Annotated in this window: 24 protein-coding genes; 14 read left to right on the forward strand and 10 right to left on the reverse strand. The window is 69.2% G+C overall.

All coding sequences use genetic code 11. The features are described 5' to 3' along the window. Positions 1 to 21 precede the first annotated feature (21 nt). On the reverse strand, positions 22 to 1,644 hold the full coding sequence (locus ACE5C1_RS02730) for an alkaline phosphatase family protein (RefSeq protein ID WP_374942517.1): 1,623 nt from the start codon (positions 1,642 to 1,644) through the stop codon (positions 22 to 24). A 61-nt stretch (positions 1,645 to 1,705) separates the two neighbouring features. Between ACE5C1_RS02730 and ACE5C1_RS02735 the strand changes: the two genes are divergently transcribed. The 4 genes from ACE5C1_RS02735 (at position 1,706) to ACE5C1_RS02750 (ending at position 7,299) form a co-directional block, all read left to right on the forward strand. Next, positions 1,706 to 3,694, forward strand: coding sequence for a protein-disulfide reductase DsbD family protein (locus ACE5C1_RS02735; RefSeq protein WP_374942518.1), 1,989 nt, complete (start codon positions 1,706 to 1,708; stop codon positions 3,692 to 3,694). 74 nt (positions 3,695 to 3,768) lie between these two features. Beyond that, complete coding sequence (locus ACE5C1_RS02740) at positions 3,769 to 5,274, forward strand: circularly permuted type 2 ATP-grasp protein (RefSeq protein WP_374942519.1); 1,506 nt, start codon at positions 3,769 to 3,771, stop codon at positions 5,272 to 5,274. 163 nt (positions 5,275 to 5,437) lie between these two features. Then, positions 5,438 to 6,373 (forward strand): alpha-E domain-containing protein, encoded by a 936-nt coding sequence (locus tag ACE5C1_RS02745; RefSeq protein ID WP_374942520.1) that lies wholly within the window; start codon positions 5,438 to 5,440, stop codon positions 6,371 to 6,373. Between the two features lie 122 nt (positions 6,374 to 6,495). Then, the gene (locus tag ACE5C1_RS02750; protein ID WP_374942521.1) at positions 6,496 to 7,299 is read left to right on the forward strand and encodes a transglutaminase N-terminal domain-containing protein; all 804 of its coding nucleotides are present in this window, start codon (positions 6,496 to 6,498) and stop codon (positions 7,297 to 7,299) included. 61 nt (positions 7,300 to 7,360) lie between these two features. Here ACE5C1_RS02750 and ACE5C1_RS02755 read toward each other — a convergent pair whose 3' ends face one another. After that, positions 7,361 to 8,134 carry an arginyltransferase gene (locus tag ACE5C1_RS02755; protein WP_374942522.1) on the reverse strand — a complete coding sequence of 258 codons (774 nt, stop codon included), beginning with the start codon at positions 8,132 to 8,134 and terminating at the stop codon, positions 7,361 to 7,363. A gap of 113 nt (positions 8,135 to 8,247) precedes the next feature. Next, a complete protein-coding gene (locus ACE5C1_RS02760) occupies positions 8,248 to 9,489 on the reverse strand; it encodes a threonine ammonia-lyase (RefSeq protein WP_374942523.1) in 1,242 nt (413 codons plus the stop codon). An 84-nt stretch (positions 9,490 to 9,573) separates the two neighbouring features. Here ACE5C1_RS02760 and ACE5C1_RS02765 point away from each other — a divergent pair, with 84 nt between their 5' ends. Together ACE5C1_RS02765 and ACE5C1_RS02770 are read left to right on the forward strand one after the other, a co-directional pair. Further along, a complete protein-coding gene (locus ACE5C1_RS02765; protein ID WP_374942524.1) occupies positions 9,574 to 10,416 on the forward strand; it encodes an NAD(P)-dependent oxidoreductase in 843 nt (280 codons plus the stop codon). Next, positions 10,413 to 12,050: an amidohydrolase gene (locus ACE5C1_RS02770; protein WP_374942525.1), complete on the forward strand. Its 1,638-nt coding sequence runs from the start codon at positions 10,413 to 10,415 to the stop codon at positions 12,048 to 12,050. The genes ACE5C1_RS02765 and ACE5C1_RS02770 overlap by 4 nt, the downstream gene beginning before the upstream one ends. 21 nt (positions 12,051 to 12,071) lie before the next feature. On the opposite strand, the gene ACE5C1_RS02775 is transcribed toward ACE5C1_RS02770, so the two are convergent. The 4 genes from ACE5C1_RS02775 to ACE5C1_RS02790 form a co-directional block, all read right to left on the reverse strand. Further along, on the reverse strand, positions 12,072 to 12,596 hold the full coding sequence (locus ACE5C1_RS02775) for a ferritin-like domain-containing protein (protein WP_374942526.1): 525 nt from the start codon (positions 12,594 to 12,596) through the stop codon (positions 12,072 to 12,074). 135 nt (positions 12,597 to 12,731) lie between these two features. After that, complete coding sequence (ctrA, locus tag ACE5C1_RS02780) at positions 12,732 to 13,433, reverse strand: response regulator transcription factor CtrA (RefSeq protein ID WP_374942527.1); 702 nt, start codon at positions 13,431 to 13,433, stop codon at positions 12,732 to 12,734. Between the two features lie 98 nt (positions 13,434 to 13,531). Continuing rightward, positions 13,532 to 14,626: an AI-2E family transporter gene (locus ACE5C1_RS02785; protein WP_374942528.1), complete on the reverse strand. Its 1,095-nt coding sequence runs from the start codon at positions 14,624 to 14,626 to the stop codon at positions 13,532 to 13,534. Then, on the reverse strand, positions 14,623 to 15,531 hold the full coding sequence (locus tag ACE5C1_RS02790; RefSeq protein ID WP_374942529.1) for a LysR family transcriptional regulator: 909 nt from the start codon (positions 15,529 to 15,531) through the stop codon (positions 14,623 to 14,625). The genes ACE5C1_RS02785 and ACE5C1_RS02790 overlap by 4 nt, the downstream gene beginning before the upstream one ends. A 116-nt stretch (positions 15,532 to 15,647) precedes the next feature. On the opposite strand from ACE5C1_RS02790, the gene ACE5C1_RS02795 reads away from it, so the two are divergent. Continuing rightward, positions 15,648 to 16,382: a pirin family protein gene (locus tag ACE5C1_RS02795; protein ID WP_374942530.1), complete on the forward strand. Its 735-nt coding sequence runs from the start codon at positions 15,648 to 15,650 to the stop codon at positions 16,380 to 16,382. A gap of 23 nt (positions 16,383 to 16,405) precedes the next feature. Next, the gene (gene wrbA / locus ACE5C1_RS02800; protein WP_374942531.1) at positions 16,406 to 17,008 is read left to right on the forward strand and encodes an NAD(P)H:quinone oxidoreductase; all 603 of its coding nucleotides are present in this window, start codon (positions 16,406 to 16,408) and stop codon (positions 17,006 to 17,008) included. Between the two features lie 139 nt (positions 17,009 to 17,147). Here wrbA and ACE5C1_RS02805 read toward each other — a convergent pair whose 3' ends face one another. Beyond that, positions 17,148 to 17,876: a M15 family metallopeptidase gene (locus ACE5C1_RS02805; RefSeq protein WP_374942532.1), complete on the reverse strand. Its 729-nt coding sequence runs from the start codon at positions 17,874 to 17,876 to the stop codon at positions 17,148 to 17,150. A gap of 45 nt (positions 17,877 to 17,921) precedes the next feature. On the opposite strand from ACE5C1_RS02805, the gene ACE5C1_RS02810 reads away from it, so the two are divergent. The 4 genes from ACE5C1_RS02810 to ACE5C1_RS02825 all read left to right on the forward strand — a co-directional run bounded on the left by ACE5C1_RS02810 (position 17,922) and on the right by ACE5C1_RS02825 (position 20,644). Beyond that, entirely contained in the window at positions 17,922 to 18,569 is a 648-nt protein-coding gene (locus ACE5C1_RS02810) for an RluA family pseudouridine synthase (RefSeq protein WP_374942533.1), read from the forward strand. Next, positions 18,566 to 18,964 carry an alternative ribosome rescue aminoacyl-tRNA hydrolase ArfB gene (gene arfB, locus ACE5C1_RS02815; protein ID WP_374942534.1) on the forward strand — a complete coding sequence of 133 codons (399 nt, stop codon included), beginning with the start codon at positions 18,566 to 18,568 and terminating at the stop codon, positions 18,962 to 18,964. The genes ACE5C1_RS02810 and arfB overlap by 4 nt, the downstream gene beginning before the upstream one ends. A 49-nt stretch (positions 18,965 to 19,013) precedes the next feature. Next, positions 19,014 to 19,493, forward strand: a complete 480-nt coding sequence (locus ACE5C1_RS02820) for a GAF domain-containing protein (protein ID WP_374942535.1) — start codon at positions 19,014 to 19,016, stop codon at positions 19,491 to 19,493. Between the two features lie 101 nt (positions 19,494 to 19,594). After that, positions 19,595 to 20,644 (forward strand): RcnB family protein, encoded by a 1,050-nt coding sequence (locus tag ACE5C1_RS02825; protein WP_374942536.1) that lies wholly within the window; start codon positions 19,595 to 19,597, stop codon positions 20,642 to 20,644. A 129-nt stretch (positions 20,645 to 20,773) separates the two neighbouring features. On the opposite strand, the gene ACE5C1_RS02830 is transcribed toward ACE5C1_RS02825, so the two are convergent. Further along, positions 20,774 to 22,081 carry a M20/M25/M40 family metallo-hydrolase gene (locus ACE5C1_RS02830; protein WP_374942537.1) on the reverse strand — a complete coding sequence of 436 codons (1,308 nt, stop codon included), beginning with the start codon at positions 22,079 to 22,081 and terminating at the stop codon, positions 20,774 to 20,776. 130 nt (positions 22,082 to 22,211) lie between these two features. Between ACE5C1_RS02830 and ACE5C1_RS02835 the strand changes: the two genes are divergently transcribed. After that, on the forward strand, positions 22,212 to 23,009 hold the full coding sequence (locus ACE5C1_RS02835; protein ID WP_374942538.1) for a hypothetical protein: 798 nt from the start codon (positions 22,212 to 22,214) through the stop codon (positions 23,007 to 23,009). A 138-nt stretch (positions 23,010 to 23,147) separates the two neighbouring features. Here the strand turns inward: ACE5C1_RS02835 and ACE5C1_RS02840 are convergent, their stop codons facing one another. Beyond that, on the reverse strand, positions 23,148 to 23,603 hold the full coding sequence (locus ACE5C1_RS02840) for a universal stress protein (RefSeq protein WP_374942539.1): 456 nt from the start codon (positions 23,601 to 23,603) through the stop codon (positions 23,148 to 23,150). Positions 23,604 to 23,714: 111 nt separating this feature from the next. Between ACE5C1_RS02840 and ACE5C1_RS02845 the strand changes: the two genes are divergently transcribed. Further along, positions 23,715 to 23,854: biotin/lipoyl-containing protein (locus ACE5C1_RS02845; protein WP_374942550.1), on the forward strand; the 140-nt coding region annotated here is incomplete at its 3' end.

Raw genomic sequence — 23,854 nt, forward strand, 5'->3', positions numbered from 1 at the left:
CACCTTTTACCACTAACGAGCCTACGGACACGTACTTCCCGGACCCGGATCGAGGTCCAGGCATCGCCCATCGACCCCCGGCGTCGCCACCCCGATCAAAGCCCCTAGCGTCGGTGCGATGTCGACCGTCTCCACCGACAGCGGCTGCTCGAACCCGGTCACGCCTCTCCGCCAGAACAGCAGCGGCACGCGGCGGTCGTAGTCCCAGGGGCTGCCGTGGGTCTCGACATAGCCGGGGCCAGGGGTCTCGATCGTCGTGACGCGCGGTTTCAGCAGGACGAGCAGGTCGCCCGAGCGGTCGGCGTCGAACGAGGCGCGGGCGCGTTCGGCCAGCGTCCACGTTTCGGGCGGGGGCGAGGTCGGGCTCGGGGGCATCGGCGTCGCGGCGATCTCGGCGCGGGTCAGCGCGGCGGCCACCTGGGGCGACGCCGCATAGCGGCGCCTGGCTTCCGCCAGCACCTTGGCGCGGGTTGCGGCGGGCAGGTTGCGGTCGACGTAAATGTCGCTCTCCGCGCCCAGCAGCACGGGACCCTTCACCCCGAGCGCCCGCTGAATCGCGGCGGCGACCGTCTTCGTCTGGAGGTCGGCGGAGACATGCGCCTCCATCGGCATCGCGCGCTCGCGCTGGCGCTCGGTCATGTCGTGCCCGCCGTGGTCGGCGGTGAGCATCACCTCGTAATCCAGCCCGTAGGAATCGAGCACGTCCATGAACGCCCCGAGCGACTGGTCGAGCTGCGCCATCTGGATGCACATCTCGGTCCCCTGCGTGCCCGTCGCGTGGCCGATATAGTCGGTGGCCGACAGTCCGATCGCGATCAGATCGGGCGCGGCGCGCTTGCCGAGGGCCATGTCCTGCACCAGCCCCGCCGCGATCGACAGCACCGCGGCGTCGGAGGCGGGAGAGGCGCGGAACGCCTTCAGGTTGCCCGCGTCGCGCTGGAAGCGGCCCTGACCCAGCGTCTGTTCCCCCGCCGCTATCGGGCGGTCGAGGCCCGCGCACCAGCCCGGCAGCGGCAACGCCGCCTGCGGGCGCGCGACCAGCGCCGCGACCGCCGCCTTGCCGCGGGTGACGACCGCGGGCTCGGCGCGGCCCGCGTAGGTGGCGAAGGTCTTGCCGTCCCACCACCAAAGCTCGTCGACCTTGTGCCCGCCCATCATCACCGCGGCGCGGTCCTTGCCCGCGATCGAGACGACGCGGCTCGCGGGATTTGCCGCCTTCATCCGCTCGCCCAGCGTTGGCACCTTCAGATGCTTGTCCGACACGGTGTAGCCGCCGTCGTGGAGCGATCCCGGCACGCTCTCGTCCTCGGCGCAATAGACCACCTTGTCGGCGCGTGGCGCACGCTGATCGATCCAATTGTTGGCGACGATGCCGGTGCGGGCGGGGCGATAGCCGGTCAGGATCGTCGAATGGCCCGGACACGTCTCGGTCGCGGCGTGGCTCTGGTAGGCGCTGGGAAACACCGCGCCGTTCATTAGCCGCGCGAAGCCGCCGGTGAAGCGGTTCCGGTATTGTGCGAACAGGTCGGCGGAGAATTGATCGACCGAGATCGCGACGATCAACTTGGGCGGCGTCTTCGGAGGCGGCGCAGTCTGGGCCGCAACGGGGGCAGCGAACAGGAGGGCGGCGGCGAAGACTCTCATCGGGTGTCCTTGGTGCAATGCTTTACCCAAGCTATGGGCCGCGATGATGACACCGACAAGAATGCTGCTCGCGCTCCTCGCGATGCTCTGGCTGACCCCGGCCGCGGCCGACGCGCTGCCCGCCGCGGGTGCGCCGCACCTGGCGATGCGGCTGGTCGCGGAAAGCGCCCGCCCGCGTGCCGGGGGCGTCGTGACGGTGGCGCTGGAGACGGTGCCCGAGGCGGGGTGGCACGGCTATTGGTCCAACCCCGGCGACGCTGGGTTTGCGGCCAAGTTCGACTGGACCTTGCCCAAGGGCGTCACCGTCGCTGCGCCGAAATGGCCGGTGCCGACGACGCTGGTCGTGGCGGGGCTGATGAACCATGTCTACGAGCGACCCTATGCGCTGCTGTTCGACGTCGCTCTGCCCGCCGGGCCGGCGGCCGGCGGTGCGGCGCCGCTCAAGCTGCACACCCAGTACCTTGTGTGCACCGACACGATCTGCGTGCCCGAGGAGCAGACGCTGGCACTCACGCTAACGCTCGGCGACGGCGCGGCGGACCCGGCGGTCGGGGCGACGTTCGCAGGCTGGCGGCGGGCGATACCGCAGGCGCTCGATGCGGCGGCGACGTGGGCAGTGGGCAAGGAAGATTTGCGGATCGCGATCCCCTATCCCGCCGCGGCGGCGCTGAGCGACGTGCATTTCTTTGCCGAGACGCAAGGCGCGCTCGATTATGCCGCGCCGCAGATGGTGGCGCGCGAAGGCGACCGGCTGGTGGTGACGACCAAGGGCAAGCCGAATGGCGCGTTCGCGGGGGTGCTGCGGATCGGCCCCGATCGTGGGCTGGCGGTGCGCGCGGTTCCCGGCGCGATCGGGGGTGCGCCGAGCGAAGCGTGGGTCTGGACCGCGCTGCTGGCGTTCGCGGGGGCGGTGCTCGGCGGGTTGATCCTCAACGTGATGCCGTGCGTGTTCCCGATCCTGAGTTTGAAGGCATTGAGCCTCGCCAAATCGGGGGCGGACTCCGGCGCGGCGCGACGCGAGGCGCTGGCGTATAGCGCGGGCGTCATCCTCGTGTGCGTCGCGCTCGGCGGCCTGCTGCTGGCGTTGCGCGCGGCGGGGTCGACGGTGGGCTGGGCGTTCCAGTTGCAGGACCCGCGGGTGATCGGGGTGCTGCTGCTGCTGGTCGTCGGCATCGCGCTGAACCTGGCCGGACTGTTCGAGCTGCCGACGCCCCAGTTCGCCGGGCGTGGCGGCGCGAGCGGAGCGTTCGCGACCGGCGCGCTGGCCGCCTTCGTAGCGACGCCGTGCACCGGTCCCTTCATGGGTGCGGCGCTGGGGGCGGCGCTGGTGCTGCCCGCGGCGGCGGCGCTGCTGGTGTTCGCCGGGCTGGGGCTCGGGATCGCCCTGCCGTTCCTCGCGATCGGCTTCGTGCCCGCGCTCCGGCGGCGGTTGCCGCGACCTGGCGCGTGGATGGAGCGGCTGCGACGTATCCTGTCGGTGCCGATGTTCCTGACCGCACTGGCGCTCGCCTGGGTGCTCGGGCGGCAGGCCGGGGTGAACGGCATGGGCGTTGGCCTCGCCGCCGCGATGCTGGCGGCGTTCGGGCTGTGGTGGACCGGGCGACGGCAGCTTGCCGGGTTGCGGCCGTGGCTTCCCGCCGGGGTGGCGCTGGCGGCGGCGTGCGCGCTGGTGCTGGTCGTACGACCGGCGCCCGCGGGGGCCACCGTGGCGTCGCAAGGCTCCGAGCCGTTCACCGAGACCCGGCTGGCGGCGCTGCGTGCGCAGGGCAAGCCGGTGTTCGCGTATTTCACCGCCGACTGGTGCCTGACCTGCAAGGTCAACGAACGCACCTCGATCGACACCGATGCGGTGCGCGCGTCGTTCGCGAAGAACGGTGTCGCGGTGCTGGTCGGCGACTGGACCGACGGCGACCCGGTGCTCGGGCGCTTCATCGAGGCGCACAACCGGGCGGGGGTGCCGCTATACCTCTATTACCCCGAAAGCGGCGGCGAACCGCGGGTGTTGCCGCAGGTGCTGACGCCGGGGATGCTGACGGCTCTGGGGGTATAGCGCATAGCCCCTTGTGCACCGCGGCAAAGCCGCGCAGCATGGAACCGCACGCAAGAGGGGCTGTTACCGTCACGATGGCGACACACGCGTTCGACGAGATCATGGGAATGACCGGCGCTACACCGCCGCGCCCCGAGATGAGCGCGCTGGGTCGCTGGATCGACACGATCCCCACCGACGAGTTGCGCCGTCGCCAGCAAGCCGCCGAGACGACCTTTCGCCAGCTCGGCATCACTTTTGCGGTCTACGGCGAGAACGAGGCGGCGGAGCGGATCATCCCGTTCGACATCGTACCGCGCGTGTTCCTGGCGAGCGAATGGGCGCGGCTGTCGGAGGGGCTGGTCCAGCGGGTCGAGGCGATCAACGCCTTTCTCGACGACATCTACGGCGAGCGGCGTATCCTGAGCGAAGGCGTGCTGCCCGCCGACCTGATCCTGGGCAATCCGCAGTTCCGCCCCGAGATCGCCGGGATGCGCCCGCCGCACGGCATCTGGGCGCACATCTGCGGCATTGATCTGGTGCGTACCGGCCCCGACGATTTCTTCGTGCTGGAGGACAATGCGCGGACGCCCTCGGGGGTCAGCTACATGCTGGAGAACCGCGAGGCGATGCTCAGACTGTGTCCCGAGCTGTTCCGCGAGTTCCGTGTGGCGGCGGTCGACAGCTATCCCGACCGGCTGCTCGAGACGATGCGCTCGGTCGCGCCGCGCGGCGTGGGAAGCGATCCGGTGTGCGTCGTGCTGACCCCCGGGCATTTCAATTCTGCCTATTACGAGCACAGCTTCCTGGCCGATTCGATGGGCGTCGAGCTGGTCGAGGCGGCTGATCTGATCGTGGATGACGACACCGTCTGGATGCGTACCATCGGTGGCCGCGTGAAGGTCGACGTGATCTATCGCCGGGTCGACGACGATTTCCTGGATCCGCTGGTGTTTCGCGCCGATTCGATGCTCGGGGTGCCCGGGCTGATCGCGGCCTATGCGGCGGGCAATGTCGCGATCATCAATGCGCCGGGCAACGGCATCGCCGACGACAAGGCGATCTACAGCTACATGCCCGAGATCGTCCGATTCTATTCGGGGGGCGAGGCCAAGCTGCCCAATGTCGAGACATGGCGGTGCCGCGAGCCGCAGGCGCTCAGCTACGTGCTCGACAATCTCGCCGAGGTGGTCGTCAAGTTGGTCGACGGATCGGGCGGGTATGGGATGCTGGTAGGCCCTACAGCCTCGAAGGCCGAGATCGAGCGATTCCGCGCCGCCCTGGTCGCCGAGCCGCACCGCTACATCGCGCAGCCGACGCTGGCGCTGTCGACCGTGCCGACGCTGGCCGACAGCGGGCTGGCACCGCGTCACGTCGATTTCCGGCCGTTCGTGCTGACGGGGTCGAAGGGCGTGCAGGTGGTCCCCGGCGGCCTCACCCGCGTGGCGTTGCGCGAAGGGTCCCTGGTCGTGAATTCGAGCCAGGGCGGGGGGACGAAGGATAGTTTCGTGCTGATCGACGACGGGCCGGTGCGGGGGCAGACGCAGACCCAGTTGCAATCGGCGGGCGGGATGACGCAGTCGCAGGGGAGGGGAGCGTGAAGGGCTGCTCATTCCTCCCCGGAACGGGGAGGGGGACCGTCGGCGCAGCCGATGGTGGAGGGGCAGCCCCACGCGAGATGGTCCTTGGGGCTGCCCCTCCACCATGCTTGGCATGGCCCCCATTGGCATTGTCCCCCTCCCCGTGCCGGGGAGGAATCTCGTGATGCTCTCCCGCACCGCATCGTCGCTCTATTGGCTCGGCCGCTATTTCGAGCGCGCCGACTTCATCGCGCGGCTGGTCGAGGCCACGGTGCGGCTCGACGCGCTGTCGTCGCGCCCTGCGGGTGAAGCCGCGTGGGCGTCGGCGCTGGCGGTGACCGACACCGAAGAGGCGTTCTCCGCCTACAAGGAGGAGCACACCCAGGAGGCGGTCGTCCGTTTCCTCACCCTCGACGCCGCGCACGGCGGATCGATCGTCCACTGCATCGACCGCGCGCGCAACAACGCCAAAGCGGTGCGCACCGCGCTGACTCGCGAGGCATGGACCGCGATCAACCGCGCGTGGCTGGCGTTCGAGGGATGCACCGACGTCCACGACACCGCCGCCGCGCTGGCGCTGGTCGACGCGGTCAAGAACGAGACGCGCGGGTTCGAAGGCGCGATTCACCGCATGCTGCGCAACCAGACGACGTGGTTCATCCGGCTCGGGCAAGCGGTCGAGCGCGCGGACAACACCGCCAGGCTGGTCGACGTCAAATACCATCTGCTGCTGCCGGAGGGCGAACAGGTCGGCGGCGTCGTCGACCGCGACCAGTGGACGACCATCCTGCAAACGGTGTCGGCGGTGACCGCCTACCGCTGGCTCTATAACGACGGCCTGCTGCCGGCGAACGTCATCGACCTGCTGATCGGGCGCGCCGAGCTGCCGCGCAGCCTGGCGGCATCGGCGGAGGAAGCGGTCGACATCCTCGGGCTGCTCGCCAAGCGCACCGGCCACCACGGCGAGGCCGACCGGATGGCGCGGATGCGCAGCAGCCGGGTCGGCCGCACCCGCTCGAGCGAGGTGATCGCATCGGGGCTGCACGAATATCTCCAAGCCTTCATCCGCGAGAACGACCTGCTCCACACCGCGATCGGGCGGCAGTTCAAGTTCGGGTAGGATGATCGCGCGCGTCCCCCACTCCGTTCGCCCTGAGCGAAGTCGAAGGGCACACCGCCCGAAGTGCTTCGAGTGCGCTCAGCACGAACGGGTAGGTGGCAGGCTTAAAGGACGCTGAAGCCATGCGGCTCTCGATCGATCATCTTACCAGCTACCGGTTCAGCGCTCCCCAGGCGCGGCTGGTGCAATTGTTGCGGCTGACCCCGCAGAACACCCACGATCAGACGGTCGCGCAATGGCGGATCGACGTCGATCGCGACGCGCGCCTGCGCCACGGCCGCGACGGCTTCGGCAATTGCATCACCATGTTGTACGTCGATGGGCCGCTCGACGGCATCGAGATCGCGGTGACCGGCGAGGTGCTGACCAGCCATTCCAGCGGCGTGCTCCACGGCGCGAGCGAGCCGCTGCCGCCCGCGGTGTTTCTCCGCACGACCGAGGCAACGCCCGCCGATCCCGAGATCGCTGCGTTCGCGCGCGATGCGGGCGGGGACGACCCGCTCGACCGGCTTCACCGGCTGAACACCGCGCTGCACGCGCGCTTTGCCTTCGATCGGGGGCGGCCGTTGCCCGGGTTGGATGCGGTGGCGGCGTTCGCGCGCCAATCGGCAACCGCGCGTGACATGGCGCAGATGTTTGCGGTGGCCGCCCGCTCGCTCGGCGTCCCCGCGCGCTACGTCTCGGGCTATTGCCGCGCGGTCGCGGACGGCGATCACCGCCCGACCCCGCACGGGTGGGTGGAGGCGCATGTCGATCGGATCGGCTGGATCGCGTTCGATCCATGCTTCGACCGCTGCCCCGAAGAGAATTACGTGCGGGTGGCGGTGGCGCTCGACGCCGCGGGCGCCGCGCCCGTTGCGGGGTCGCGGCTGGGAGAGGGCGTGGAGAAGCTGGACGTGGACGTCAGCGTGGTGGGGGAGGAATAGGGCTGCACCTTTGCAACCGCGCGACAACGCCTGCCCGAGGCGGGAAGGCGTGCGACTGCCGTCAAACCATGGAGCCCAACCGCCGCGACGGCGCGGCCGGTTCGGCGTCGTATCGGCTCCACCCCAAGGGCCCGAGCACCTCGACCGGGCGATAACGGGTCTTGTACGCCATGCGCGCCGAGCCCTTCACCCAATACCCCAGGTACACGTACGGCAGCCCAGCGTCGCGGGCGCGCAGGATGTGGTCCATGATGATGAAATTGCCCAGCGCCGGGCGGGTCTCGTCCGCGGCGTCGAAGAAGCTGTAGATCATCGACAGCCCGTCGGCCTGGCGGTCGGTGAGGCACGCGCCGACCAGTCGCCCGAGCCGGCCGTTCACCGTCGGCTCGCGGTATTCGACGACGAACGAATCGACCGGCGAATGTTCGACCATGTCGGCGTAATCGTCCTCGTCCATGCCCGCCATGCCGCCGCCGGGATGCCGCGCCGACAGGTAGCGGCGAAGCAGCTGGAACTGCTCGTCGGTCGCCCAGGCGCGGCAAGCGCTGACCTCCAGGTCGGCGTGGCGCTTGAGCAGCTTGCGCTGGGTCGCGTTGGCGACGAATTCGGGGGTGACGACGCGGACCGAAACGCAGGCGACGCAGCCGATGCAATTGGGGCGGTAGGCAACGCCCTGGCTGCGACGGAAACCGATCCGGCCGAGCGCGTCGTTCAGCTCGGCGGCATGCGCGCCGGTCAGCTCGGTGAAGACCTTGCGCTCCTGCTTGCCCGGCAAATAGGGGCAAGGCGAGGGACTCGTCACGAAGAAGCGCGGATAGCGGAAATGCGCGGTCACCGCCGATCAGGCCCTTTCGTGTGGCGCGTCGATCGGCGCCAGAGGTCTATATGAATCGCTTCGCGGTGCATGGAAAGGCGGTTTACCACGATTCGTTGGTCGGGCGCGTCCGGTTACGCGGATTCCACCTGCGTCGTCTCGTAACCGCCGTCGCGCAGTGCCGCGATCAGCCGGTCGAGATGCGCACGGTCGCGGGTCTCGCACTCGATATCCGTGACGAGTCCCTTGGCGGGCAGCGAGGTGAAGACCCGCTGGTGATAGATCTCGATGATGTTGACGCGCTCGGCATCGAAGATGCGCGCGACGTTGAACAGCGCGCCGGGCTGATCCTGCAACCGGATGCGCAGCCGTGCCAGCCGTCCCGAGCGCGCGAGATCGCGGAGCAGCACGTTGGCGAGCAGCCGCGTGTCGATATTGCCGCCGCACAGCACGACGCCGACGGTCTTGCCGCGAAACCGCTCGGGATAGGCGAGCAGCGCGGCGAGCCCCGCGGCGCCGGCGCCCTCGACCACGGTCTTCTCGATCTGGAGCAGCAGCGCGACCGCCTGCTCCAGGCTGCGTTCGCTGACCAGCACGATGTCGTCGACCAGATGCGCGACCATCCGCGCGGTGATTCCGCCGGGCTCCTTGACCGCGATGCCCTCGGCCAGCGTATCGCCCGCGCACGGCAGGTCGGTGCCGCGGATGCGGTTGTACATCGACGGATACAGTTCCGCCTCGACCCCTACGACCTTGATGCCGTGAGACTGTGCACGCGCGACCGTGGCCATGCCCGAGATCAACCCGCCGCCGCCGATCGGCACGATCAGCGTGTCGATGTCGGCGACGTCCTCGAACATCTCGATCGCGACGGTGCCTTGCCCCGCGATGACACGCGGATCGTCGAAGGGATGAACGAAGGTGTAGCCGCATTCCGCCTCCAGCACGCGGGCGTGGGCGTAGGCGGCGTCGAAGGTTTCGCCGTGCAGCACGACCTGCGCGTTGTGGCCCTCGGTCTGGACCACCTTCACCGTCGGCGTGGTGATCGGCATGACGATCGTCGCGGGCACGCCCAGGCGATCGGCGTGATAGGCGAGCCCTTGCGCGTGATTGCCCGCCGACGCCGCGATGACGCCCTTGGCGCGGGCTTCGGCGGAGAGCTGGAGCAGCGTGTTGAGCGCGCCGCGCTCCTTGTAGGCGGCGGTGAACTGGAGATTCTCGAACTTCAGCCAGACGGTGGCGCCGGTCATCTTGCTCAGCGTCTTGCTGACCAGAGTCGGCGTGCGCACGATCGCGTCGCGGATACGCGCATGCGCGGCGCGGACGTCGGCGAGGGTGACGGGAAGGTCGGGTTCGAAATGTGCTGCGGTCGCCATGATGCGGGGGGCGTAGCGGATCGGCGGCGACGGGGGAACCCGCGCGCGCTGGCAACGCTGCCGCGGACTGGCTAGAAGCAGGACATGGCAAGACTGGCATTCATCGGAACCGGCGTGATGGGCGCGCCGATGGCGGGGCATCTGGCGAAGGCCGGGCACGACGTCGTCGTCTTCAACCGGACTCGCGCAAAGGCCGAGGCAACCGGGCTTTCGGTGGCGGATACGCCCGCAGCGGCGGCGAAGGACGCCGATGCGGTGTTCGCGTGCGTCGGCAACGACGACGACCTGGCCGCGGTGACGCTGGGCCCCGACGGCTGCTTCGCCGCGATGCGCGAGGAGGCGGTGTTCGTCGATCACACCACCGTATCCGCCTCGATCGCTCGGCGGCTGGCAAAGGCGCGCGCGCGCGTCGTCGATGCGCCCGTGTCCGGCGGGCAGGCGGGTGCCGAGAAGGGCGCGCTGTCGATCATGTGCGGCGGCTCGGCGGAAGCGGTCGCCGCCGCCGAACCGTTCATGCAGGCCTACGCCGCGCGCATCGTCCACGTCGACGAGGCAGGCGCCGGGCAGCAGACCAAGATGTGCAACCAGATCGCGATCGCCGGCGTGCTCCAGGGCGTCGCCGAAGCGCTGCGGTTCGCGCAGAAGAGCGGGCTCGATACGGAGAAGGTTCTGGAGGCGATCTCGGGCGGCGCGGCGCAGAGCTGGCAGATGGTCAACCGCTGGCAATCGATGAGCGAGGACCGCTTCGACTTCGGCTTCGCGATCGACTGGATGAGGAAGGACCTCGGGCTCGCGCTCGACGAGGCGAAGCGGAACGGCGCGGTGCTGCCGGTGGCGGCGCTGGTCGACCAATTCTACGCCGAGGTGCAGGGGATGGGCGGCGCGCGCCAGGACACCAGTGCGCTGGTACGGAGATTGCCGAAGTGAAGCGTTTTCTGATCCTCGCGGCGCTGCTCCCCGCGCCCGCCTTTGCGGATGCGCTCATCGACAATGTGCAGGGCATGACCGTCGACGCCGATGGCAAGGTCACCCGCTTCACCGGCCTGACGATGACGCTCGACGGCAAGGTCACCAAGCTGCTGTCCGCCAAGGACAAGCGCCCCGAGCGCCTCGACTGGCGCGCCGACATGAAGGGGCGGGTGCTGATCCCGGGGTTCATCGACGCGCACGGGCACGTGATGGAATTGGGTTTCCGCGCGCTGGAACTCGATCTGTCGGGCACCCGATCGCTCGACGAGGCGAAGGCGCGCATCCGCGCCTATGCGGCGGCGAACCCCGACCGGAAATGGCTCCTCGGCGGCGGCTGGAACCAGGAGACTTGGGGGCTCGGGCGCTTCCCGACCGCCGCCGACCTCGACGATGTGGTGGGCGACCGGCCGGTGTTCCTGTCGCGGGTCGACGGTCACGCAAGCTGGGCCAACAGCGCCGCGATCAAGGCGGCAGGGGTGACCGCGGAAAGCGTGTCTCCACCGGGCGGCCGGATCGAGAAGGCTGGCGCGCAGCCCTCGGGCGTGTTCGTCGACGCCGCGCAGGACCTCGTCCGCAAGGTCGTGCCGCAGCCGGCGCCCAAGGATCGCGACGCGGCGTTCCTGAAGGCGCAAGGCATCCTGCTGGCGTTCGGCGTCACTGCGACCGCGGACATGGGCACGACGCTCGACGAATGGCTGAGCTATCGCCGGATGGGCGATCTCGGCGCAATTCGGGTTCGCGTCATCAGCTACGGCGCGGGGATCGACGACACCGTGCGGATCGGCGGCGGTGGCCCGACGCCTTGGCTCTATGCCGACAAGTTGCGATTGGTGGGGGTCAAGCTCTACGGCGACGGCGCGCTAGGATCGCGCGGTGCCTGGCTCAAGCAGCCTTACGCCGACGCACCCGGACAGTCGGGGCTCGGCTTCATGAGCGACGACGTGATCCGCAACCTGATGAGCCGCGCGGCGATGGACGGCTACCAGGTCGCGGTGCACGCGATCGGCGACAAGGCCAATGCGCAGGTCCTCGACGCGATCGACGAGCTCAGCGAGACCTACAAGGGCGACCGCCGCTGGCGTATCGAGCATGCGCAGATCGTCGATCCCGCCGACCTGCCGCACTTCGGCAAGCACGGCGTCATCGCCTCTATGCAGCCGACCCACGAGACGAGCGACCGGACGATGGCCGAAGCACGGCTCGGCCCCGCGCGGCTTGCCGGGGCCTATGCGTGGGCGTCGATGCTGAAGAACGGCAGCCGTCTTGCGTTCGGCTCGGACTATCCGGTCGAGAGCCCCGATCCGTTCGCGGGCTGGGCGGCGGCGTTCACGCGTCAGGGCGCGGACGGCCAGCCTTATGGCGGCTGGCGCCCCGAGGAGCGCGTGACGCGCGAGCAGGCCTGGTGGGCGTTCACCGGCGGCGCAGCATATGCGGGGTTCGCGGAGCGGCAGTTCGGCTCTCTCCAGCCGGGGCAACGCGCGGATTTCGTGATCGTCGACCGCGATCCGGTTGACGCGTCCCCCAGTGAACTGCGCGCGACCAAGGTCGAGGAGACGTGGGTCGGCGGGCAGAAGGTCTGGGAGCGGAAGTAGTCGCTCCCAGACCCTCGCGGCTTAATGTCCGGCGGTCTCGCCCTCCGCGCGCAGCGTCACGTACTTCAGCGTCGTTGCGGGAATGTTGTCGAGAACCCACGCAGCCATCCGCTGCTCTTCGCTCAGCGACTGTTGCAGTGCGGACTTGGCGGAGGCGAACGGGCCGGCATCGGCCAAGGTCAGTAGCGAGGTATAGGCCGCCGCTTCGAAATTCTCGAACGCGAAATTGGCGAAGCTGTTCTTGATCACCTCGTCCGGTGCGAAGACATGCGCGATTGCGGCCATGTTGCCCGAGATGGTCAGCGCGACGTCCTTCACCGCCGACGCGCTTTCACCGAAGCCGGAGAGGATCTCGTCGACACGCACGATCTGCTGCTCGGTCTCGGCGCGATGCTTGCGCAGCATGTCGCTGATCTCGGGATAGTTGGCGAGGTGGTCGATCTGCCGGTCCATCAGCGCCAGCGCCTGATGTTCGACGCCATGCGCGTTCTTGAGGCCGGTGACGAAGATCGACTGGAGGACATCTGCGTGGGTTGCTGCGGCCATGTGTTGCTCCTGCGAACGGGTTGGCGACACAACGGGCTAAAACATGGTGCGATCCTGATCTTGATTCAGGTCACAGCAAAAAGGCCGCGACACCCCCCACGTCGCGGCTCGACCTGCCGCCAAGAACAGAATTGATCAGGCGACCGCAACCACCGGCATCTCGTCCGGTTCGCGCAGCACATAGCCTCGGCCCCAGACCGTCTCGATATAATTCTCGCCCTCGCACGCCAGGCTCAATTTCTTGCGCAGCTTGCAGATGAAGACGTCGATGATCTTCAATTCGGGCTCGTCCATCCCGCCGTACAGGTGGTTGAGGAACATTTCCTTGGTCAGCGTCGTACCCTTGCGGAGCGACAGCAGCTCCAGCATCGCATATTCCTTGCCGGTCAGGTGCACCCGCGCACCATCGACTTCGACGGTCTTGGCATCGAGGTTGACCGAGAGCTTGCCGGTCTTGATCACCGACTGGCTGTGCCCCTTGGATCGGCGCACGACCGCGTGGATGCGCGCGACCAGTTCCTCGCGATGGAACGGCTTGGTGACGTAATCGTCGGCACCGAAGCCGAAGGAGCGCACCTTGGAGTCCATCTCGTTGATCCCCGACAGGATCAGCACCGGCGTCGCCACCCGCGCCACCCGCAGTTTCTTCAGCACGTCGTAGCCGTGCATGTCGGGCAAGTTGAGATCGAGCAGGATGATGTCGTAATCGTAGAGTTTCCCGAGATCGAGACCCTCTTCACCGAGATCGGTGGTGTAGATGTTGAAGCCCTCGGTCGTCAGCATGAGCTCGATCGCCTTGGCGGTCGTCGGCTCGTCCTCGATCAGCAAAACGCGCATCGGAAATCTTCCCCCGTTCGCGCCCAGCACCCCTGCTTAGGCGACCGGACCAGTGTCATTAACCAAAGCATGTCTGAACGCAAAAGGTTAATTCGCGGTTAATCGAGGTAATCCCGCGAGTCGCGGGGTGTCTCCGCGGGGCCGAGCAGGGTGCCATGCTCGGCACGCGGGATATCTTCGCCCAGCACCTCGCGCAGGTACAGGCTGCGCACGAGCGTGAAGATCACCACCAGCAACGCGGCCGAAAAGAACAGCCCGAACAGCCCGAACACCAGCCCGATCGCCAGGATCGCGAACAGCGTGATGGCGGGCGGGATCGAGACGACGCGGCTGGTGACATAGGGCGTGATGCCGTTGGTCTGCACCATCCGCACCACCGCATAGGTCACGAGCGTGCCGATCACCGCCCCGTTGCCGCTGGTCGCCGCCAGCCCGAGCGCCGGGAGCATCGCCGCGGTCGGGCCGACATAGGGGATGAACTCCGACAGCCCCGCCAGCAGGCCCAGCGCGGCGGCGGATGGCACGCCTGCGATCCACAATCCGATGCCGACGAGCACTCCCATGGTCGCCATCTGGATCAGCTGCGCGCGCAGCCAGAGCCTGAGCGTCGAGCCGACGTCGAACAGCGCATCCTCCACCGCGGCCCGCTTGGAGCGAGGCATAAGGAGCAGGAAGCCACGTTCGTACACCTTGGGGTCGGCAGCGAAAAACAGGCTGCCGACGAGCAGCAGCAGGCAGTTGAGGACGAGCTCGCCCGCGCCCTGCGCCAGGCCGCCGATATCGCGCGCGACCCGGCTCCCCGCGAATGCGGCCTGCACCGCATCGACGACCTTGGCGCCGACCGCCGATTGCGAGAGATAGGCGGCGAACTGGTCGAGCAGGCCGGGCAATTGCGTCACCAGCAAATTGAGCTGCGCACTGAACGCCACCCCGAACAGCCAGCCGAGAAAGCCGATGAGCCCGAATACGGTGGCGATCGCGAGTCCCAGCGCGAGCCGCTCGGCGACGTGGAGGCGTTCGCGATACGTCTCTGCGATGGCATGGATCGCGATCGCGCCCAGGATCGACCCGAACGCCAGGATCAGCAGATTGCCCGCACGATACAGCGCCGCAGCAACCGCGGCGATCAGGATGACCAGCACGACGCGGCGGATGAAGCGCGCGTCGGCCTCATCGGGCTTGAGCCGGTTCACGCGGCGCGCGCGGCGCACGGGTCGCGCAGGCGATCCGCGAGGAAGGCGATGAGCGCCTCGACGCGCGCGGGGCGGAGCGGGCTGGGCGGCGTCAGCAAATGGAGGCCCACCGGCGCCGGGGTCCAGTCGCGCAGGATCGCGGCGAGCGCACCGGATTCCAGATGCGCGCCGACGATGAACCCGGGCAACCGGGTGATGCCCAGCCCGGCGAGCAAAGCGGGGAGCATCGCGTCGCCGCTGTTGGCGGTAAGCGGCCCGGCGACCCGCACCGACACCTCGGTGCCGTCGGCGCCCTGGAAACGCCACGGTCCGGTGACGTTGGAGTAGCCCAGCAGCCGGTGCTCGCCGAGCTGGCCGGGATGGGTCGGCTCGCCGTGTTTTGCGAGATAGGCGGGTGTCGCGACGATGTGCCCCGCGATGCTGCACAGCCGGCGCGCGCGCAGCGAGCTGTCGGGCAAATCGGCGATGCGCAGCGCGATGTCGAATCCCTCCGCGACGATGTCGACGCGCGCGTCCGACAGGTGCAGATCGATCTCGATGCCGGGATGCGCCAGCAGAAAGTCGGCGACCAGCGGCGCGACGTTGGCGATGCCGAACGCCATTGGTGCGGCCAGCCGGATTCGGCCCGCGGGCGCGCTGGCGGCATCGCGCGCGGCTTCTTCGGCGGCGTGGGCTTCGGCGACGATCCGCGCGGCATGGTCGGCGAGTGGGCGCCCGGCCTCGGTCAGCGCCAGCCGCCGCGAGGTGCGGTGGAACAGCGATTGGCCCAAATGCGCCTCCAGCCGCCCGATCGCCTTGGACACGGTCGCCTTCGACAGCCCGATCGCCTCCGCCGCGCCGCTGAACGATCGATGCTCGACCACCGCAGCGAAGATCGCCCAGGCTTCGAGATCGGGCAGACGCATGCTTTCAATCCTCGGCAAGAACGCGTCACTTACTGCGCGAAACGATCGGTTTCCACCGTTTCCGTTTACGTGACCCTCGCGCACCCTATCTTGGGCACAACCAAGGAGGTTTCCTCATGACCACCGACACGATGACCCCCGACACAATGACCATCATCGACCGCCGCCCGTTTGCCACGCTCGGCCATGCCGACCACGGCTGGCTCGACGCGCGGCACCATTTCTCGTTTGCCGATTATTACGACCCCGCGCGGATGGGCTGGGGCGCAATCCGGGTGTGGAACGACGACGCCATCGCCGCCCGGTCCGGCTTCCCGCCGCATCCGCACCGCGACATGGAAATTATCACCTACGTCCGCTCCGGCGCGATCACCCACAAGGATTCGCTCGGCAACGAGGGCCGCACCGGCGCTGGCGACGTCCAGGTGATGAGTGCGGGCACCGGCGTGCGGCACGCCGAATACAATCTGGAGAGCGAGACGACGACGCTGTTCCAGATCTGGATCGAGCCCAGCCGCAAGGGCGGCAGCCCGAGCTGGGGCGCAAGACCCTTTCCCAAGGCCGAGCGCTCGGGCCGCTTCACCGTGCTGGCCAGCGGTTTCGCCGAGGATGCCGGCGCGCTGCCGATCCGCGCCGACGCGCGGGTGATGGGCGTGACGCTGGGTGCGGGCGAGACGGTGACGCATGCGGTCGGCGCGGGGCGCCATGCGTACCTGGTCCCCGCGACGGGCGCGCTGTTCATCGATGGCGAGCGGGTGGACGCCCGCGACGGCGCCGCGCTGATCGGCGGCCGGACCTACAGCATCACCGCTACGACCGCGGCGGAGATCGTCCTCGTCGACGCCGCCTGATCCCCGTTCCAAGGAGAAGTCCCATGACCAAGGTTCTCGTGCTCTATTACTCGTCCTACGGCCACATCGAGCAGATGGCGCAAGCCGTCGCCGAGGGCGCGCGCGAAGGCGGTGCGGAGGTCGACATCCGCCGCGTCGCCGAAACCGCACCCAAGAACATCGTCGAGGCCGCGCATTTCAAGACCGACAGCGCGCATCCCGTGATCGAGGGCCCCGACGCACTCGCGAACTACGACGCGATCGTCGTCGGCGCCCCCACCCGCTACGGCCGCATGCCGAGCCAGATGGCGGCGTTCCTCGACACCACCGGCGGCTTGTGGATGCGCGGCGCCTTGAACGGCAAGGTCGGCGGCGCCTTCACCTCGACCGCGTCGCAGCATGGCGGGCAGGAGACGACGCTGTTCTCGCTCATCACCAACCTGATGCACCTGGGGCTGACGATCGTCGGGCTGGATTACGGGTTTCAGGCGCAGATGGGGGTCGACGAGGTACGCGGCGGATCGCCCTACGGTGCGACAACGATCGCGGGTGGGGACGGCAGCCGCCAGCCGCACGAAGAGGAGCTTGCCGGCGCGCGCTACCAGGGCAAGCGGATCGCTCAGACCGCGGCGAAGCTGGCCGGGTAGAAGTAGAGCTTCGCCGCAATACCCCCTTCACCCCGGACTTGTTCCGGGGTCCAGGGCGCCGCGTGCACATCGCTCCGTTATTAGCGGTGTCGCTTGTCGCACGCTGGACCCCGGAACACGTCCGGGGTGACGATGAACCTCAACGCCGCCGCTTACCCTTCTTCGCAGGCGGCGGCGCAGCCGTGACCGGCACCGGCGGCTGGCTCTCGACCCGAACCACCAACGGATCCGCCACCGCAGGGTTCGCCGCAAACCGGCCCCGCGCCGCTGCGAACACGAAACGCGCCCGCGCCGCACCCGGTGCGCTCGGCGACGTGCCGACCCAGCGCCAGTGCCACGGCTCCCATTTCACCCCCTGCTTGTTTCCCGCCGGAAAAGACTGTTCGAACCCGAACCGCGCCGCATTGGCCACCAGCCAGCGCGCGGGCGCAGTCGCCGCCATGCACGCCTCGGCATCGGGGCAATTGGGCGAGGGCCGCACCGCGAAGTCGATCGCATAGCCGGTGGTGTGCTCACTATGCCCCGGCGGCGCGACCGAGATCGCGCGGTCGGCGGCATTGCCTTCGCCGCCGCGCGCGAAGACGCCGGTCTGGCGCGCGATGCTCCGGTGGCACGACAGGCCGCGCAAGCTGCCCCCGGTCGCCGGATCGGCGCGCGCGGCGTCGAGCAGCCGCGCCAGATCGGGCAACACCTCGCGCCGCACGCGGCACGGCTGGCCGATTGCGAAACCGTCGGGCGCCGCCGCCAGCTCCTCGGCCGGAATGTCGCCATAGCCGAAATGCCCGAGCACCCGGCCGTCGCCCGCGGGGGCTTGGGCGAACGCAGGCGCGCCCGCCAGCAGGGCGAGGAGGATGGGGACACGCGGCACCGCTCGCCTCTGGCATGCGCGCGCGACCGGTGGCAAGGCGTGGCGATGCACGGCGACCACGTACTCTTCCTCGACGGCGAGGCCCTGGTGATCGACAAGCCCGCAGGGCTCCCGGTCGATAAACCCCGCGACGGGTCGCTCAGTCTCGAGAACCACCTCGATTCGCTGCGCTTCGGTTTCCAGCGCTGGCCGCAGCCGGTCCACCGGCTCGACCGCGACACCAGCGGCTGCCTGCTGCTGTCGCGCAACCCGAAGGCGCACGCGCGGCTGCAACAGGCGTTCGAGCGCGGCGAGGTGAGCAAGCGCTACCTCGCGGTGCTCGACGGCGTGCCCACGGGCGAGCGCGGGACGATCGACCTGGCGCTGGCCAAGGTCAGCACCGCCGCGACCGGCTGGCGGATGGTCGGCGATCCCAAGGGCAAGGCATCGCGGACCGGCTGGGAACTGCTGGCGGTCAAGGACGGCCGCGCGCTGGTCGCGTTCGTGCCCGAGACCGGGCGCACCCACCAGATCCGCGTGCATGCCGCCAGCGGGCTCGGCGTCGCCGTCGTCGGCGATCCGGTCTACGGCCGCGCCGACCGGCTCGGCATGATGCTCCACGCCGCCAAGCTGGTCGTCACACGCGGCGCCAAGCCCGCGATCGAGGCCGAGGCGCCGACTCCCGAACGCTTCGCGGCGGCGGGTTTCGCGTGATCGACGTGCCCGAGTCGGCGCTGGAGGAACGCTTCCTCGCCGCGACCGGGCCGGGCGGGCAGAACGTCAACAAGGTCGCCACCGCCTGCCAGCTGCGCGTCGATGTCTTCGCGCTGGGGCTGCACCCCGAGACCTACCGGCGGCTGAAGCTCGCCGCGGGATCGCGGCTGACCGCCAGCGGCACCTTGGTACTGACCGCGCGGCGCTACCGCACGCAGGAGGCGAACCGCGCCGACGCCCGCGCGCGGCTGGCCGAGCTGCTGGACAAGGCCGAGGAGCGCGAGGCACGCCGGGTGAAGACCAAGCCCTCGCGCGCCGCACGCGCCCGGCGGGTGGATGCCAAGAAGGGCCGGGCTACGGTGAAAGCGGGGCGGGGGCGGGTTTCGATGGAATAGCCTGCAATAGCCCGGAACAAGTCCGGGGTGATGAAGGTATGATCGGAACATGTACCAGTTCGACATCGCCGCCACCGCCAAGCCCGATCTCTACCGCGACCTCCTGTCCGCGCTCGACGCACTGACCGCGGACGAGCCCGACGCGGTCGCCAACATGGCCAACGCCGCGGCGCTGCTGTGGGAATATCTGCCCGATCTGAACTGGGCCGGCTTCTACCGCGTCATCGGCAGTGAACTCGTGCTCGGTCCCTTCCAGGGCAAAGCCGCGTGCATCCGCATCGCGATCGGCAAGGGCGTGTGCGGCACCGCCGCGGCGACCGGCGATACGCAAGTCGTCGACGACGTCCACGCCTTTCCCGGCCACATCGCGTGCGACGCGGCGAGCCGGTCCGAGCTGGTCGTGCCCGTCGTCCGCGGCGGCGCGACGATCGCGGTGATCGACCTCGACAGCCCGTCGCCCGCGCGCTTCGATGGCGAGGACGCCGCCGGGGTCGAGGCGATCGCGCGGCTGCTGTCGGACCGCATCTGATCCGAATCGGGACGACGCCCGCGCTGGCGACTCCGCACCCGAATTGGTAAGCAACCCGTCAACGAATTGCGGCGTTCAGGGCGCCGGACAGGGAGACTGGCATGCGGACCTTTTTGATCGCGGGAACGGCGGCCTTCGCGCTGCTCGGTGCCACCGGTGCGTCGGCGGGGCAGCGGATGGTGCAGCCCGGACCTGGCGTCGCGCACGCCCCCATGCACGTCGCGCCGCGACCCGGAACGCCGTTCCGCCCGATGCCCGGACCCCGCGCGCCGCGCTGGGGCAGCAAGGTCGGCGGCCATTGGTGGGGCGGGGTCAACGCACCCGGCGGCTGGAACGCGTACCGGCGGCCCGTTCGCGGTTGGGCGGTGCCGGTCTATTGGAACACCCCGCGCTTCTACATCTCCGACTGGTCGGCCTACGGCCTGGCGCAGCCGCAATACGGCTATAATTGGGTGCGTTATTACGACGACGCGGTGCTGATCGATTCGCGCGGATCGGTGTACGACACCGCTGGCGACGTCGACTGGGATCGCTACGACCGCGACTCCGATGCGGGCGCCGGTCGCTATGCGGACGACGACCGGCGCGACGACCGCTATGACCGGCGGGACGACCGGCGCGGCAACGGGCTTGGCGGCGCCGCGATCGGTGCGGTTGCGGGCGGCGTCGCGGGCAACGTCATTGCGGGGCGCGGCAACCGCTTGGGCGGCACGCTGATCGGCGCCGGCGTCGGCGCCGCTGCCGGCTATGCGATCGACCGCAAGGAGGATCGCGAGCGCGACTATCGCGGCCCCGACGAGCGCGGCCCCGGCGCGCCACCACCGCCTCCTCCGCCACATCACGGCGGCTACGGTGCCGACTACCCGCAACCGGTCTACGGCCACGGCTACCCGCCGCCACCGTCGCCACGCCCCTATCCGCCCGTATCGATGGCGGGCGACGGACGCTGGATGTCGCCAGACGGCGGCACGACCGTGGTCACCTCGGGTGGCGGCTATGGCGGCAGCATCACCACCGTCACCGTCCAGAGCGCGCCGGTCATCACCACGACGACCACCGAGATTTACGAGGACCACGTCACTTGGTCGCGCCCGGTGGTTCGCCGCAAGGTCTGGAAACCGCGCCGGAAGCCGGTGTGCAGCTGCCGGTAGGAGTTACCGTACGCGGAGCGATGCCTTAAGATCACCCGTTCGCCCCGAGCGAAGTCGAAGGGCATGCCCGTTGGCAATGTGCTTCGACTTCGCTCGGCACGAACGGAGTAGGGAGCTTGCAGAGCGTTCCTACCGCCGCACTGCCGCCCGCCCGCCGAACGTCACCAAACTCTCGCTCCCATCCGCCGCCAGCGCGGAAACGCCGACGAAATGGTCGTCGACCGGCACCTGCGCCAGCGTTGTTGCGGTCCCGGTCACGTCGCGCGAACCGCTCCAGTTTTGCGCATCGTTGCGCCGCCAGCGCACGCGGTAACCGGCCGCTCCCGGTACGGCCGTCCAAGACACCTGGGTGTCGCGCGACAGGTCGCCGACCAGCGAAGCCTCCGCTGGCGCGGCTGGCGCGCTCGCCAGCCGGACGAGGGTCGCGACGTTGATCGCGGTCACCTTGGCTAGATAGGCGAAGTCCATCCGGTCGATCGTGTCGCCATAGACGACGCCCTTCTCGGTCCGCAGATCCTGGTGCTGCGCGTCCCAATTCTCGTTGGCGACCGAGAAGCGCACCGCCGGATAGCCGAGCTTCAGGAACGGCTCGTGATCGCCGCCGCGCCCGAAGCGGTCGGGACGCCGGTCGACGAACACGTCGAGCCCGCCGGAGATTGTCCCCGCGACCCCGTCGATCGCCTTGGCCAGCGCGCGGCTCGGCCCGTCGTCCTCGCCGCCGTCGCCGCGGCGCTTGAGCTGCGCAGGCCCATCCTCCGACGCGCGCAGCCCTTCCGAAAACACGCGAACCCAGCGCGCCTGGCGCTTGCCGCCCTGGCCGATCGTGTTGCCGACGATATCGTTGTTGAGCATCGCCGACACCGTCCACCCACGCGCCTTGGCGGTGTCGGCGAGCAGGGTCGCGCCCCACAGCCCCTGTTCCTCCGCCGAGAACACCGCATAGACGATCGTCGCGTCGAACTGCTGCTTGGACAGGATGCGCGCCGCCTCCAGCACCAGCGCCACGCCGGATGCATCGTCGTTGGCGCCGGGCGCATCCGACGTCGCGTTCATCACGTCGGTCACACGGCTGTCGATATGCCCGCCGACGATCACGACTCTCGTCGGATCGCGCCCCTTCTGGATGCCGAGCACGTCCTGGACGATCACCCCGGCGGGCGCGCGCGGCCCGTCGAAGCGGCGCTCGATCCGCTCCACCGCGATGCACCCGCCGCAATCGCGTCCGATCGCGGCGAACTGCGCCGCCGCCCAGTCGCGCGCCGCGCCGATGCCGCGCCTGGGATCGGTCGTGGTCGACAGCGTGTGGCGCGTCCCGAAGCCGACGAGCGCGCCGACCGAGGCCTTGAGCCGGGCAGGCGAGGGCGCCTCACGCGCCGCTGCCGGGGTGGCGAGGGTCGGCAGAAAAAGTAGGGGAAGGATCAGGGGAAGGATGCGCATGACGCCGGGATGCCGCGGATCGCCCCGGCCTGCAAGCGGCGTTGACTCCGGCCTGCGCCTGCGTAGATTTGCCGCCAAACAGAACAGAGTCGGTCGCGCCTTCGTCCACGTCAAAGGGGATTGCACCGTCATGATCCGTCTGCTGCCATTCTGCACCGCCGTCGTCCTTGCCGCCGCCGCACCTGCTGCCGCGCAAAGCCCGTTCGACGGCACCTGGAAGAGCGACCTGTCCGCCGCCTCGGTCACCGCCAGGCCCAACGAGTTCCAGATCAAGGACGGCACTTATAGCTGCGCCAGCTGCCTGCCCGCCGCCTATTCGGTCAAGGCCGACGGCGCGTTCCACGCGGTCAAGGATCGTCCCTATTGGGACGCGGTCTCGGTCAGCGTCGTCGACGACCACACGATCGCCTATCAGTTCCGCAAGGGCGGCAAGGTGATCGCGCGCAACACGCAGGCGGTATCGCCGGACGGCAATACTCTGTCGGTCAAGGGCGTCGCCACCGCCAACGGCGCGGGCACCCCGATCGAAACCGCAGCGGTGCTGACCCGCGCCGGTCCGGCGCCCGCCGGCGCGCATGCCGCATCGGGCCAGTGGAAAGCCGCACCAGCAGCTTCGGTGTCCGACGCCGCGTTGACCTTCACCCTCCGCATCGACGGCGACATGCTCCACCTGAAATCGCCCGGCATGGCCGAATCGCTCGACGCGAAGTTCGGCGGACCCTTCGTCGTCAACGCAGGGGATCCCGGCAAAACGATGACCAAGGCCGAACGGCTCTCCGCCACCGCGATCCGCCTGACCGACATGCAGCTCGGCAAGGTGACGCAGGTGTCGACCTACACCGTCGCCCCGGACGGTGCCTCGATCACCGGAGACTGGACCGACCCGCGCGACGGCGCCAAGGGCACCTTCGTCGCACGCAAGCAATAGGCTGGGGGGCCGGGCGCAGGGACCATGTGCTTCGACTGCGCTCAGCACGAACGGAGGAAGGATCGACTTCTCCCCTTCGGTTCGCCCTGAGCGAAGTCGAAGGGCTTTTTGCGGTACTTGCCGTCGACCGGCTGCGCGTCAGCTCAGCCGGTCGATCGCCTCCCGGTCCAGACTGCCGGGGACGATCATCACCGGCACCGGCAGCACGCCCGCGTCGGTGCCGGCAAAATGGCTGACCAGCGTGCCCGGCGCGCCGCTGGCTGCGGCGCCGAGCACCAGCGCGGCAATGTCGGGGTTCGCCGCGATCATCTCGCGAATCACCTTTGGGCCGTCGCCCTCGCGCACCGTGATCGAGGGGCGCAGCCCCGATTCGTCGAACAGCGTGCCCGCCGCGGCGGTGACCAGCCCCTCGGCATGCAGCCGCGCCTCCTCCTCGATCGTCGCCTGCACGCCGCCGAAGGCGATGAACTCCTGCGGCGGCAGCATCGTCAGGATTTCGACCCCGCCCCCGGTCTTCACTGCCCGCCTGGCAGCGAAGCGCAGCGCGATGCCCGATTCGGGCGTGTCGTCGATGACCACGAGGTAGATGCGCATGGCGCCAGCGTGACGGAGCGGCGCGCCCGGCGCAAGCCCGCGGCGACAGGCTTGACCCGGCGCGGTCCGGGGACGAGAGAAAGCGCGCCCGAGCGAATTCTGAGGTATTGCATGTCGATCGAGATCAAGATGCCCGCGCTGTCGCCGACGATGGAGGAGGGCACGCTGGCCAAGTGGCTGGTGAAGGAGGGCGACTCGGTCAAGTCCGGCGACATCATGGCCGAGATCGAGACCGACAAGGCGACCATGGA

Source organism: Sphingomonas sp., from assembly GCF_964263785.1.
In the GTDB taxonomy this organism is placed as follows: domain Bacteria; phylum Pseudomonadota; class Alphaproteobacteria; order Sphingomonadales; family Sphingomonadaceae; genus Sphingomonas.